This is a genomic window from Achromobacter marplatensis, from assembly GCF_049060505.1.
In the GTDB taxonomy this organism is placed as follows: Bacteria; Pseudomonadota; Gammaproteobacteria; order Burkholderiales; family Burkholderiaceae_B; genus Achromobacter; species Achromobacter marplatensis_A.
Genome location: NZ_JBMGRB010000008.1, coordinates 39,021 through 52,226, shown reverse-complemented (window position 1 = coordinate 52,226; position 13,206 = coordinate 39,021). Strand labels below are relative to the sequence as shown.

Sequence of the window (13,206 nt, the reverse complement as noted above, 5' to 3'; positions counted from 1 at the left end):
GCGCCCGCAGGCGGGAGCGTGACAAAAACAACCGGCATCCAAGGCGCTGTGACGATCATTCCGTTGCCGATCGCGGCACATGAGACGACCAAAAAAGACGGCCAAAAAAACGACCGCTCTGGGCGGTCGTCGTCGTGCCAGCGCGGGCTACGCCAGCCTACTTGTCCAATGCCGACAAGCGCTCTTCCAACTGCTGCACCTGCGCCGCCAATTGATCCACGCGCGCACGGGTGCGCGCCAGGAGGTCGGCCTGCACGTCGAATTCCTCGCGCGTGACCAGATCCATCTTGGTGAAGGCCTGGGCCATCATCGCGCGCACGTTCTTTTCAACGTCCGCCGCGGGGCTGCGGGCGATCAGGTCGGAAATATTCTTCTGGATGTCTTCCATCCATTGGGTGCGGTTATTCATAGCGGCCTCTCGGTGTTCTTGATGCCTCGAGTGTAGTGCTTCGAGCCCCGCGCTGCAGGACGAATGGGCAAAAAAGAGGGCGGGCCGCATGCGGTGACCGCCCATCAAAGCACAGGAGAAAACCGGGCTGCCATGGCGGCAACCCCCTACCAACATCGTTACGGGCAGCCCATCTGGGTTGCCGACTGCGCGAACAGGTCCGACGATTGCTTACACTGCGCGGCCAATTGCGTCTTGTCCGGAATCGCGGCCCACTGCGACTTGGCCGATTCGAGCTGCTGCTTGATGCTGGCAGCCGCCGGGTTGCTGCTGCCCAGCTTGTCCATGCAAGCGTTGACCTTGGCCAGATATGCCTCGCACTCGGCCGGGACGGAAGCCGAGGAGCCCGTCGCCGGCGGCGTCGTCGCAGCCGGCGCGGGCGTCGTCGGCGCGGACGCCGGCGGGGTAGCGGCCGGCGCGGGCGCCGTGGAAGCGGCAGGCGGGGCAGCCTTTTCGTCGCTCTTGTTGCAGCCCGCCAGCACGCCGACCGATGCGGCCAGCACCAAAATGCCGATCATCTTGCGTTGAATCTTCATGGTGTCCTCTTTCCGTTCTTGCTTCTTATTTGGGCGGGCCGCCACACCGGTAACGTCTCTCCAGCAGCCCGATTCGCCTGGCTCTTTTAAATAAGCCATGGGCTGTTGTTGATTCTTCTTCAGTGCCCCCTCGGCAACAAGCGTATCCGTGTAAACCCCGGTATCAAGCGCATCCCCATTTTTTGGCGGTCTGACCCCAACCGGCGGGCGGCTGAATCGACCCTCGGTTTGGTGGACATCCACGGCCTGTAACGCTGTGCGGCCTGCCGTGACGGAGCAGAAAGCGTGCATAGCCGCTTCACCATCCACTACAAACCGCAACAACCCCAGCATCAACTGGCTACAAATGGCGGCGTTGAAACATATTTCGTTTCAACTCCCGGATTCCCCACATTACGCACCAAATTGAGGCTGGGACGTGGTGCATGAAGCACCACACTGGTGCAAACAGGCACAACTCAAGCGCCTGCGCCCCGCTCCGTCGGGTCCAACTCACATGGCACGGAATTTGCTTGATAGTCGAGGCCAACGTGCAACCATGAGAGGAAATGCCATGAAACTCATCATCGCCATCATCAAGCCCTTCAAGCTCGACGAAGTGCGGGTGGCTCTATCCGGAATCGGGGTCCAAGGTCTGACCGTTACCGAAGTAAAGGGATTTGGACGCCAGAAGGGTCACACCGAGCTGTATCGCGGCGCGGAATACGCCGTCGACTTTTTGCCCAAACTGCGGGTTGAAGCCGCGGTGCCCGACCACCTTGTCGATCAGGTCATCGAAGCGATCGAACAAGCCGCCCGTACCGGAAAGATCGGCGACGGCAAGATCTTCGCCGCCCCGCTGGAACAAGTGATCCGCATCCGAACGGGTGAAGCTGGCGAAGCTGCGCTGTAAATAAATAAAGAAAGACTCATTGGAGCCTGAAAATGGATAAAGCAGATATCTCCTGGTTGCTCGTCTCTACCCTGCTTGTATTGATGATGGCCGTACCCGGTCTGGCGATGTTCTATGGCGGCCTGGTACGCAGCAAGAACGTGCTTTCTGTGTTGTTGCAAGTGCTGTGCACGTTCGTGCTGGGCCTGGTGCTCTGGTTCATCTACGGCTATTCCCTTGCGTTCACCGAGGGCAACGCCTTCTTCGGCGGCCTGTCGCGCGCCTTCTTCTCTGGCATGTTCACCCCGGCTGACGGCAAGTACGCCATGTCGAACACGCTGACCGAGCTGCTGTTCGCGTCATTCCAAGCCACGTTCGCCGGCATTACCTGCGCGCTGATCGTTGGCAGTTTCGCCGAACGCGCCCGTTTCTCGGCGGTGCTGGTGTTCACGGTCATCTGGTTCACGTTCGCCTACGTGCCGATCGCCCACATGGTGTGGTTCGCGTCCGAAACGGCGCCGGGCCTGCTCAATGCCAAGGGCGCGCTGGACTTTGCCGGCGGCACCGTGGTTCACATCAACGCTGGCGTAGCCGGCCTCGTGGGTGCTTATGTAGTCGGCAAGCGCGTAGGCTACGGCCGCGAAGCCATGCAGCCGCACAACCTGCCGATGACCTTCGTGGGCGCCGCCCTGCTGTGGGTGGGCTGGTTCGGCTTCAACGCGGGTTCGGCCCTGGCCGCCAACGAAAACGCCACCCTGGCCTTCTTCAACACGATGATCGCGACTGCTGGCGCCGTCCTGGCCTGGCTGTTCACGGAATGGGCCATCAAGGGCAAGCCCTCGATGCTGGGTGCCGCTTCCGGCGCGATTGCCGGCCTGGTGGGCATCACCCCCGCCGCCGGCCTGGTTGGCCCGGTGGGCGCACTGATCATCGGCGTGGTTGCCGGTATCGTCTGCGTCTGGGGCGTGAATGGCCTGAAGCGCCTGCTGCGTGCCGATGATGCACTGGACGTGTTCGGCATCCACGGCGTGGGCGGTATCGTCGGCGCCCTGCTGACGGGGGTGTTCAATGCACAAGTCCTCGGTGGCCCCGGCCTGGCCGAGCCTGGCATGATCGCCCACCAACTGTGGGTCCAGCTGGAAGGCGTGCTGCTGACCATCGTCTGGTCCGGCGTGGTGGCGTGGATTGCCTACAAGATCGCCAATGCCCTGTGCGGCATGCGTGTGCCCGAAGACCAGGAGCGCGAAGGCCTGGACGTCACGAGCCACGGCGAATCGGCGTACCACAGCTGATCACAGCAATCGGGTTGTGAAGGACAAAAAAGCCCGGACCGCAAGGTCCGGGCTTTTTCTATTTCGCTGCTTGACGGCGCCGAAGCGCAACGCTGGTTCAGGTCGGATCCAGGGCGTCCAGATCCACCGGCAAGGCGCGGTTCAGTGCGGTGGCCACCTTGATCCGCAACGCGTTGGAATGCGCGCGGCGCACCTCGCGCTTCACGTCCAGCAACTGTTGCGGGTGCATCGAGAACTCGGTCAGGCCCAGGCCCAGCAGCAGCCGGGTCATGCGGGAATCGCCTGCCATTTCGCCGCAGACCGCCACCGGCTTGCCCGCACGTTCGCCTGCATTGATGGTGTTGGCTATCAGGCGCAGCACGGCGGGATGCAGGGGATCGTAAAGCGTCGCCACGTCGTGGTCGCCGCGGTCGATCGCCAGGGTGTACTGGATCAGGTCGTTGGTGCCGATGGACAGAAAGTCCAGCGCCTGGACGAAGGGTTCGATCGCGATGGCGATAGCGGGCACCTCGACCATGGCGCCGACTTCCATATGCGGCGCATACGCCTGCCCGCGGGCATCAAGCTCGCGGCGGGCGGATTCGATGGCCGCCTTGGTCGCCACCACTTCGTGCATGTGAGCGATCATCGGGATCAGCAAACGCACCGGCCCATGGGCCGAAGCCCGTAGGATGGCGCGCAACTGCGTCGCGAACATTTCCGGACGCGCCAGGCAGTAGCGGATTGCGCGCTGGCCCAGCGCAGGATTGGTGGCCACGGTGGCCTCGCCGTCCAGCGTCTTGTCCGACCCGATGTCCAGTGTGCGAATGGTGACGGGCCGGCCGGCCATGACCCGCACGACGGACGAATAAGCTTCGTACTGCTCTTCTTCGCTGGGCAGGTCCGGACGCCCCATGAACAGGAATTCGCTGCGGAACAGACCAATGCCGTCCGCTCCCGAGGCCAGCGCCAGCGCAGCCTCGTCGGGCAGCTCGATATTCGCGTGAAGCACCACATCGATGCCGTCCAGCGTAACCGAGGGCTCGTCGCGCAACAGGCCGAGTTCGGCCCGTTCGTCGGCGTAGGCGGCCTGCCGGCGGCGATACTCTTGAAGGATGCGGTCAGACGGATTGACGACCACGGCGCCCGCGGCGCCATCAATGATCAACATGTCGCCGTCGCGGACCAGCTCGCGCACGTTGCCCATGGCCACCACGGCAGGCACGCCCATGCTGCGCGCGACGATTGCCGTATGCGAGGTCGGGCCCCCCAGGTCGGTCACGAACGCCGCGAAGCGGCCGCCACGCAGGCGCAGCATGTCGGCCGGCGAGATATCGTGCGCCACCACCACCAACGCATCGTCGCCGCCCATGTGAGACATGTCGGGCAAGATGGCGGACGTGCCGGCCAGCACATGCAGCACCCGCTCGATGACTTGGCGGACATCGGCCCCGCGTTCACGCAGGTATTCGTCCTCCATGGCGTCGAACTGCTGCCCCAAAATCTGGCCTTGCGTGGTCAACGCCCATTCGGCGTTGTAATGGCGCTCGGCGATCAGGGCCAGTGTCTGCTCGGCCAGCAACGGATCGCCCAGCAGCAAACTGTGCACGTTCAGCATGGCGCCCAGCTCGCGCGGCGCATCCGCCGGCAAGGTGTCGGCCAATTGCCGAAGCTCGTGCTGCGCGGAGTCCAGGGCGTCGGTCAGGCGGGCACTTTCCGAGGGCACGTCTTCCGGAGATATCCGGTAGTGCGCCACTTCAAGCGCGGCGGCGCCCATGACGACCGCCCGCCCGATGGCGTATCCCTTGGCAACCCCCTTGCCGTAAAGACAAACGACGGGGCTGGCAGCGCCAGATCCGTCGTAAGCGGGGTCCCGGGTCGAGGACGAACCGGCCCGGGCAACGCTCAGGCCGGCGGAATCAGGGGGGGGTCTATTCCTGCTCACCGAATTTGCTGTCGAACAGAGTTTCGATTTCGGAAAGGGCTTGTTCGGCGTCGCCGCCCGAAGCCTCCAGCTTGACCGTCACGCCCAGCCCGGCCGCCAGCATCATGACGCCCATGATGCTCTTGGCGTTCACGCGCTGGGCGCCGCGCGAGATGAAGATCTCGCTTGAGAACTTGCTGGCAAGCTGCGTCAGCTTGGCGGCCGCGCGCGCATGCAAACCCAATTTATTGCTGATGACGATGTCTGTAGTAGGCATAGGGAATATTATGACCGCGGATGAACGCCGCAGTGTTGATCACAGCAAAACGCCAAACCGCAAACTGCTTTTCGGCTTGAATTGCCAGCCGACATAATAGGGCAAATTCCTGCCCGTCAGTCTACACGCAAGACACCCTGCACCCCGCCGGCCAAGGCCTTCTCGCGGGTTTCCGCCAACGGCAAGTTGCGGTAGGTCAGCGCCCGCAGCAGCATCGGGGTATTCAGGCCCGCCAGCACGCAGCACTGGATGCCTTGCGCCTGGGCGTCGGCCACCGCCCGCTTGGAGATATTGGCGGGCGTGGCGCCGATCAGGTCCGTCAGCACCAGCACGCCGGCGCCGTGGTCTTGCCCAAGGATGTCTTTCAAGACATCAGGCGCCAGGTCATCCGGCCGATCTTCGGGCTGGATATCGTGAATGGCCAGCATGCCGTCAAGGTTGCCCATGACGTGGCTGGCGCATTCGCGCATCGCCGCGCCCAAAGGCGCGTGCACGACGATAACAATACCCGTGGTCATGACGGATTCCAGAGAGATCAGGCCGCCCGGGCAGTGATCGCCACGGCGCTTTCAAGCGCCTGGACGAACATGCCCGCGACATCGAAACCGGTCTGTTCGGCAATCTCTACGAAACAGGTGGGGCTGGTGACGTTGACTTCGGTGACATAGTCGCCAATGACGTCCAGGCCGACCAACAGCAGCCCGCGCGCGGCAAGCTTGGGGGCCACGGCTTCGGCGATTTCGCGGTCACGCGCGGACAGTTCCTGTGCGACGCCACGGCCGCCCGCGGCCAGGTTGCCTCGCGTTTCACCGGCCAGCGGGATGCGGGCCAGCGAGTACGGCACGGGCACGCCGCCGATCAGAAGGATGCGCTTGTCGCCCTTGACGATGTCGGGGATGTAGCGCTGGGCCATGATGGTGCGCGCGCCGTTATCGGTGAGCGTTTCCAGAATGGCGTTCAGGTTGGGATCCTTGGGCTGCAGGCGGAATACGCCCGTGCCGCCCATGCCATCCAGCGGCTTCACGATCACGTCGTGGTGCGTGTCGTGGAACGCCTTCAACCGGGCCATGTTGCGGGTCACCAGCGTGGGCGCGGTGAATTCGCTGATCTCGGTGATGGCGAGCTTTTCGGGATGGTTGCGGATCGCCGCACCGCTGTTGAAGACGCGGGCGCCCTGTGCTTCGGCGTATTCGAGCAGGTGCGTGGAATACACGTATTCCATGTCGAAAGGCGGGTCTTTGCGCATGACCACCGCGCCGAAATCCGCCAAAGGCAGATCCTGGGCAGCGGATTCGGTCCACCAGTCGTGGCCGTGCAAGTCGGCGTTCGCCGTAAGCTCGATCGGCGTGGTGACGGCTTTGACGACGCCTGCCTCGATATAAAGGTCGCCCTGCATGGCCACGCTAAGCGTATGGCCGCGCGCCACCAGGGCACGCATCATGGCGACCGAACTGTCCTTGTACGCCTTCAGCAGCGGCAAGGGATCCAAAACGAACAAAACATGCATCGCGACACCCCGAACGTAGGCCGCCTTCCCGGGGGGAAGGCGGCTTTTTTACATCGTAGCGCAGAGCCGCCCAATAAGCGAACCCGCCGGTCACAGGACGGACGGCGGGTCGGAAGCGTAGCGGCCTAGCCTGGAAGAGAAGGCTGCGGCTGGAACTCAGGCAGCAGATTCAGGCTTGCCCGCTGCGGGCACGGCCTTTTTCTTCGGTGCCAGCACCATGACCATCTGACGGCCTTCGAGCTTCGGCATGGCTTCGACCTGGGCAAGTTCCAGCAGATCGTCGCGCACACGTTCAAGCACCCGCATACCGAGTTCCTGGTGAGCCATTTCGCGACCACGGAATCGCAGCGTCACCTTGGCCTTGTCACCCTCTTCGAGGAAGCGGCGCAAGTTGCGCAGCTTGACCTGGTAGTCGCCCTCGTCGGTGGCCGGACGGAATTTGACTTCCTTGACCTGAATGACCTTCTGCTTGGAACGAGCTTCGGCTTGGCGCTTCTGCTCTTGGTACTTGAACTTACCGTAGTCCATCAAACGGCAGACCGGCGGCTCGGCGTTCGGCGCGATTTCCACCAGATCCACGTCGCTTTGCTCGGAAAGACGGAACGCATCGGCGATCTTGACGATGCCCAGCTGTTCTCCTTCCAGACCTATCAGGCGCACCTCGGGGACGCGGATTTCACCGTTGATGCGATTGGCTTTTTCAGTGGCGATGTTGAAAGCTCCTAGAAATGTTAAGCAGCACTGCTATCAGGTTGATTGACGTCGCGACGGGTGGACACATCCTCGGACAATCGCGCGACGAACTCGTCGTATGCGATGGCGCCAAGGTCCAGTCCGCCCAGACCGCGTACGGCTACGGTGCCGTTTTGCTTCTCCTTGTCGCCGACGACAAGAATGTACGGCACCTTTTGCAGGCTGTGCTCCCGAATTTTACGAGTGATTTTTTCACCACGCAAATCGGACTCTACTCTAAAGCCTTGTTTTTTCAGGCTTTGTGTGATTTCAGCCGCATAATCGGCCGAAGGTTCGGAAATGCAGCATACGACAGCCTGCACCGGAGCCAGCCAGGGAGGCATCGCGCCGGCATGGTTTTCGATCAGCATGCCGATAAAACGCTCGAGCGAACCCAGGATGGCACGGTGCAACATGACCGGCGGACGGCGCTGGTCATTCTGGTCCACGTATTCGGCGCCGAGACGCACGGGCATGGAGAAGTCGACCTGGATGGTACCGCATTGCCAGTGACGGCCGATGGCGTCCTTCAGGGTGTATTCCACCTTCGGGCCGTAAAACGCCCCTTCCCCGGGCGAAATCTCGAATTCGCAGCCCGTGCGGCGCAGGCTTTCCATCAACGCCTGTTCGGCCGTATCCCAGACTTCGTCCGAGCCGATGCGCTTTTCAGGACGCGTGGCGACCTTGTACAGCACTTCGGTGAAGCCGAAGTCGCGGTAGACCTTCTGCAGCAGGGCCGTGAAGTCGGCGCATTCGTCTTGAAGCTGTTCTTCGGTACAGAAAATGTGGCCATCGTCCTGCGTGAAGCCGCGCACGCGCATCATGCCGTGCAGCGAACCCGAGGGTTCGTTGCGGTGGCACTGGCCGAATTCGCCATAGCGCAAAGGCAACTCGCGGTAGGAATGCAGGCCGGAATTGAAGATCTGCACGTGGCCCGGGCAGTTCATCGGCTTCAGGCCATAGACGCGGTTTTCGGACTCGGTCGTGAACATGTTTTCACGATAATTGTCCCAGTGGCCCGTCTTCTTCCATAGCGACAAGTCCAGGATCTGCGGTGCTTTGACTTCCTGGTAGCCGTTGTTGTTGTACACGGCGCGCATGTATTGCTCGACCTGCTGCCACAGGGCCCAGCCCTTCGGGTGCCAGAAGATCAGGCCCGGCGCTTCGTCCTGGAAGTGGAACAGGTCGAGTTCGCGGCCAATCTTGCGATGGTCGCGGCGTTCGGCCTCTTCCAGCATGTGCAGGTAGGCTTCCTGGTCTTCCTTGGTCGCCCAGGCGGTGCCGTAGATGCGTTGAAGCATCTCGTTCTTGCTGTCGCCGCGCCAGTAGGCGCCCGCCACCTTCATCAGCTTGAAGACCTTCAGCTTGCCCGTGGACGGCACGTGAGGGCCGCGGCACAGGTCGAGGAAATCGCCTTCGCGGTACAGGCTGAGCGGCTCGTTCGAGGGAATCGAAGCGATGATCTCGGCCTTGTAAGTCTCGCCGATGCCCTTGAAGAATTCGACCGCGTCGTCGCGCGACCATTCTTCGCGCGTGACGATTTCGTCCTTCTTGGCCAATTCGGCCATCTTCTTTTCGATGGCGGCCAAGTCTTCCGGCGTGAACGGGCGCTTGTACGAGAAATCGTAGTAGAAGCCGTTGTCGATCACGGGGCCGATGGTGACCTGGGCGTCAGGAAACAAGGACTTGACGGCGTAGGCCAGCAAGTGGGCCGTGGAGTGGCGGATCAGGTCGAGGCCGTCGGCGTCCTTGGCGGTCACGATCGCCAGGCGCGCGTCGCCTTCGATGCGGAAGCTGGTGTCGACCAGCTTGGATTCCGCGCCTTCGACCGTCACGCGGCCGCCCAAGGCGGCCTTGGCCAGGCCCGTACCGATCGATTGCGCCACTTCGGCGACCGTTACCGGTCCCGGATATTGGCGCTGCGAACCATCGGGCAATGTGATCTGTACCATCGGGAGTGCTTCCTGGGGTTCTTGGAACTGGAAAAAACGAAAATCGGAAACGAAAAACGCGGCCTGAGAGCCGCGTTCTATTGGTTGTCTTGCTGAGTCCTACCGCTGACCTGACACGGTGAAACCCGACGCACGAAAAACTAACGCGACATAGGGCGAAAGTTCCGGGTCGTAGTTCGTGCCAGCGGGAAAAACATGGTTCTAAGCCTGTTGGTACGCGCCCGAGGCGGCGCGAAGCAAAATGGCGCAATCGGGATCAACGGATCAATTGCGTTTATCGTTGCCGATTGTAGCACCATTCGCGCGCTTTCCGTCGCGTAAACGAGACAACCGATGCCGTCACGCCAGGTTGCGGCTGCCCGCGATGGCGGCCAGCGCGTGCCGCACGCCGTCCTGCCACGGCGGCGCGTGGATTCCGAATTGCCGCTCGAGCAGACCGGTGTCCAGACAAGAGTTCAAGGGCCTGCGCGCCGTGGAGGGGTATTGGCGGGACGGGACAGGCCGGATGTCGGCCGCCGTCAGGGTGATGGGCAACCCCGCGATCCGCGCCTGCTCTGCCACATAGCGGGCGTATTCGTGCCAGGAGGCATGGCCCGCGGCCGCGAGGTGATACAGGCCGAACGGAAATGCGTCACCGCCGCGCAGGTAGCGGGCCACCGCCAGCGCCGTCACGTCGGCGACATAGGCGGCGCCAGTCGGCGCGCCCCGCTGGTCGCTGACCACGCGCAACGGCTCGGGCTGTCGCAACGCCATCAGCATGGATCTGAGGAAGCTGTTGCCGAAAACGCCATAAATCCACGATGTGCGGAACACGAGGTGGGCGGGGTTCATGACCTGGACGGCACGCTCGCCCGCCAGCTTGCTCCGCCCATAGGCGTTCAGCGGCGCAGGCTCGTCGGTTTCGGTGTAAGGATCCGGTTTGGCGCCATCAAACACGTAATCGGACGAGTAATGGACAATCAGCGCGCCCCGGCTTGCCGCCAGGGCGGCAAGTTCGCCCGCGGCCTCGCCGTTGATCCGCATGGCCCTCACCACGTCTTCTTCGGCCCGCTCGACCGACGTCAGCGCGGCGGCATTGACGATGACGTCGGGTTTTTCACGGCGGACCAAACGCGCCAACTGCAAGGGGTAGGTCAGGTCGCACTCGCTTTTGCCCACCGCCGCCACGTCGCCCAGCGGCGCAAGGCTGCGCCTGAGCTCAAAACCCAATTGACCGTCTCGACCTAACACCAGGATCTTCTTCAACATGCTCACGCTCTATATCAGGCCAAGGGTGCAACAGTCTGATTTTGGCGCTTTTCCCGTCCGCACAACCGAACGAAAACGTAATCTGCCTTCGCAAATTTCAGACAACCGCGACGCATGCTTCGGATTTCGCCCTGAACCGGATGAAACCGCAACCGGCGTTCCTTTTTACCGGCCTATGGGGCACCGATGAAATCTGTTTCAACGCCTGTGACCGTGGCGTCATTCTTTTCGTCTCCGCCTCGCGGCGGCGACAGCGATGACCGCCCGGGCGCACGCCGGCACCTGCTGCTGTCGCGCCCTCCCCCCACCATTCGAGTCGCCGTTCTGGACGACCACCCCGTCGTGGCGTTAGGTGTCGCCGCTTATCTGGAAAGCCGCCCGGGCTTCCGGGTCGTGCATCGGGAAACATCGGCGCGCTCTCTGTTGGAAAAACTCAGCCATGCGCCCTGTGATGTGGCCCTAATAGATTTCTACCTGCCCCAAGAGCCCTGGGACGGTGTCAATTACCTGCGCCGCCTGCGCCGCTACCACCCCAATATGGCGATCATCACCTTTTCGGCCGGCAACCTCTATGAAACGCAGTATGCCGCGTTCCGGGCGGGATCCAACGGCTACCTGGCCAAACAATGGGGAATGATCTTGCTGCCGGATATGATCCGCGGCGTGCTGAACGGCAAGGATCCCTTCCTGTCGGTCGTGGAAGGCAAGGTCCGCCCCGTGCAACCCACGCACCCGCAAGCGCTCCTGACCACGTCGGAAGTGGAGATCCTTCGACATATCAGCCAGGGGTTATCCGTGACGCAGATTGCGGTACGGCTCATGCGCAGCAAAAAGACGGTCAGCACGCACAAGCGCCGCGCCATGCGCAAGCTGCAACTGGCCGACGACCTGTCGCTGGCGCTGTACCTGCGCGAGAAGTTCGCCGAATGAAGCGAAAGGCGCCGCGGCGCCTTCGCCCGCCGATCAGATAATTCGGGAGTAGCTGGCGCCGGTGCTCACCGTGCGCAGATAGCCGTCGAAGGCCATGGCAACGGCGCGCACGAAGTACCAGCCCAAGCCGGTGACCTGGACCTCCCCCGCGCGCAAATTCACAAGGCCCAATTCGGCCAGGTTCGCCATTTGCAGTAATTCTGGGCTGAAATAGTCGCCGAAGCGCAGGCCATGGCGCGCCTCGATACGCGCGAATTCCACGCGGCCCTGGCACATGAGGTCCATGATGACCTCGCGTCGCGCCAGATCGTCGGCATTAAGCGCCAAACCGCGCTCGACGGCGAAATGGTCCGACTCAATAGCGGCGTAGTACGCGTCCAGGACTTTGGCGTTCTGGCTGTAGGTATTGCCGATGCGGCCGATGGCGGATACGCCCAGCGCGACCAGATCGCGATCAGGCTGCGTGCTGTAGCCCTGGAAATTCCGGTGCAGTTCGCCCCGCTGCTTGGCGATGGCGAGCGCGTCGGTGTTTAGCGCGAAATGGTCCATCCCGATGTAGGTGTAGCCCTGCTGCAGGAAACCGTCGATGGCCGAACTAAGCAGCCCGACGCGCGTGGCGCGGTCGGGCAGGTCCGCGTCGTTGATGCGGCGCTGCGGCTTGAAACGTTCCGGCAAATGCGCGTAGGCGTACAACGCGATGCGGTCGGGCCGCAGCGCCACCACTTGCGAGATCGTGCGCGCGAACGATTCGGTAGTCTGCAAGGGCAGCCCGTAGATCAGGTCCACGTTGACCGATTCATAGCCCAGCGCCCTGGCGCTTTGCATCAGCGCCCGCACGTCTTCGAAGGACTGCACCCGGTGGACCGCCACCTGCACCTTCGGGTCGAAATCCTGCACGCCGAAGCTCAGCCGGTTAAAACCCAACTGGCGCAAATGAGCCAGACGGGCCGGGGTGGCCGTGCGCGGGTCGACTTCGATCGAGATTTCCGCGTCCGGCTCGAACCGGAAACCCGCCCGCAAGTCTTGCATCAGACGGGTCAGTTCGTCGTCGGACAGGAAGGTGGGCGTGCCGCCGCCGAAATGCAGTTGCGACACCGGGACGCCCGCGCCCAGTTCCTGGACATGCAAGGCAATTTCGCGGGCCAGCGCATCCAGGTAGCGGGCCGCCCGGTCATGATGCCGCGTCACTACCTTGTTACAGGCGCAGTAATAACAGACCGAATCGCAAAATGGAATGTGCACGTAGAGCGAGAGGGGCTCGTCAGGCGTGGCGGCGCGCCGCTGTTGCAACGCCTGCCGGTAATCCTGTTCGCCGAAACCCGCGTGGTAGCGGTCAGCCGTGGGATAAGACGTGTAGCGAGGCCCGTTTTTGTCTAGCCTGGCCAGCAACTGCGGCGGGAAAAAAGGCTTGACGGCGGCAGGAACCGGCGGTTCTGAAACGAATGGGCGTAGGGCGGCTTGCATAACCCGGATTATTCGCCTGTGGCGCCCTTCCCACTTTGATCTTGCG

General features: G+C 62.6%; 13 protein-coding genes. 3 read left to right on the top strand and 10 right to left on the bottom strand.

The window, feature by feature from the left end; genetic code table 11:
* Nucleotides 1-157 precede the first annotated feature (157 nt).
* Both ACI0FO_RS19750 and ACI0FO_RS19745 read right to left on the bottom strand, forming a co-directional pair.
* Entirely contained in the window at nt 158-409 is a 252-nt protein-coding gene (locus ACI0FO_RS19750; protein ID WP_105558842.1) for an accessory factor UbiK family protein, read from the bottom strand.
* Nucleotides 410-567: 158 nt separating this feature from the next.
* On the bottom strand, nt 568-984 hold the full coding sequence (locus tag ACI0FO_RS19745; protein WP_416029375.1) for a DUF5339 family protein: 417 nt from the start codon (nt 982-984) through the stop codon (nt 568-570).
* A 553-nt stretch (nt 985-1,537) separates the two neighbouring features.
* Between ACI0FO_RS19745 and ACI0FO_RS19740 the strand changes: the two genes are divergently transcribed.
* Both ACI0FO_RS19740 and amt read left to right on the top strand, forming a co-directional pair.
* Nucleotides 1,538-1,876 (top strand): P-II family nitrogen regulator, encoded by a 339-nt coding sequence (locus ACI0FO_RS19740; RefSeq protein WP_006218735.1) that lies wholly within the window; start codon nt 1,538-1,540, stop codon nt 1,874-1,876.
* A 32-nt stretch (nt 1,877-1,908) separates the two neighbouring features.
* Nucleotides 1,909-3,147 (top strand): ammonium transporter, encoded by a 1,239-nt coding sequence (gene amt, locus ACI0FO_RS19735; protein ID WP_105558840.1) that lies wholly within the window; start codon nt 1,909-1,911, stop codon nt 3,145-3,147.
* Nucleotides 3,148-3,244: 97 nt separating this feature from the next.
* Here the strand turns inward: amt and ptsP are convergent, their stop codons facing one another.
* From ptsP to rfbD, 7 genes are all read right to left on the bottom strand, one after another.
* Nucleotides 3,245-5,071, bottom strand: a complete 1,827-nt coding sequence (ptsP, locus tag ACI0FO_RS19730; RefSeq protein ID WP_416029372.1) for a phosphoenolpyruvate--protein phosphotransferase — start codon at nt 5,069-5,071, stop codon at nt 3,245-3,247.
* Nucleotides 5,058-5,327, bottom strand: coding sequence for an HPr family phosphocarrier protein (locus ACI0FO_RS19725; protein WP_006226962.1), 270 nt, complete (start codon nt 5,325-5,327; stop codon nt 5,058-5,060). Before ACI0FO_RS19725 ends, ptsP begins: the two co-directional genes overlap by 14 nt.
* A gap of 116 nt (nt 5,328-5,443) precedes the next feature.
* Nucleotides 5,444-5,845, bottom strand: a complete 402-nt coding sequence (locus ACI0FO_RS19720) for a PTS sugar transporter subunit IIA (protein ID WP_006226963.1) — start codon at nt 5,843-5,845, stop codon at nt 5,444-5,446.
* A gap of 17 nt (nt 5,846-5,862) precedes the next feature.
* Nucleotides 5,863-6,834, bottom strand: coding sequence for a glutathione synthase (gene gshB / locus ACI0FO_RS19715; RefSeq protein WP_416029370.1), 972 nt, complete (start codon nt 6,832-6,834; stop codon nt 5,863-5,865).
* 156 nt (nt 6,835-6,990) lie between these two features.
* On the bottom strand, nt 6,991-7,545 hold the full coding sequence (infC, locus tag ACI0FO_RS19710; protein WP_081534364.1) for a translation initiation factor IF-3: 555 nt from the start codon (nt 7,543-7,545) through the stop codon (nt 6,991-6,993).
* 20 nt (nt 7,546-7,565) lie between these two features.
* Nucleotides 7,566-9,518 (bottom strand): threonine--tRNA ligase, encoded by a 1,953-nt coding sequence (thrS, locus tag ACI0FO_RS19705; RefSeq protein ID WP_416029368.1) that lies wholly within the window; start codon nt 9,516-9,518, stop codon nt 7,566-7,568.
* 339 nt (nt 9,519-9,857) lie between these two features.
* Nucleotides 9,858-10,766, bottom strand: a complete 909-nt coding sequence (rfbD, locus tag ACI0FO_RS19700; protein WP_416029366.1) for a dTDP-4-dehydrorhamnose reductase — start codon at nt 10,764-10,766, stop codon at nt 9,858-9,860.
* 186 nt (nt 10,767-10,952) lie between these two features.
* Between rfbD and ACI0FO_RS19695 the strand changes: the two genes are divergently transcribed.
* Entirely contained in the window at nt 10,953-11,696 is a 744-nt protein-coding gene (locus ACI0FO_RS19695; RefSeq protein WP_416029364.1) for a response regulator, read from the top strand.
* Nucleotides 11,697-11,729: 33 nt separating this feature from the next.
* Here ACI0FO_RS19695 and hemN read toward each other — a convergent pair whose 3' ends face one another.
* The gene (gene hemN, locus ACI0FO_RS19690) at nt 11,730-13,160 is read right to left on the bottom strand and encodes an oxygen-independent coproporphyrinogen III oxidase (RefSeq protein WP_416029363.1); all 1,431 of its coding nucleotides are present in this window, start codon (nt 13,158-13,160) and stop codon (nt 11,730-11,732) included.
* Nucleotides 13,161-13,206 lie beyond the last annotated feature (46 nt).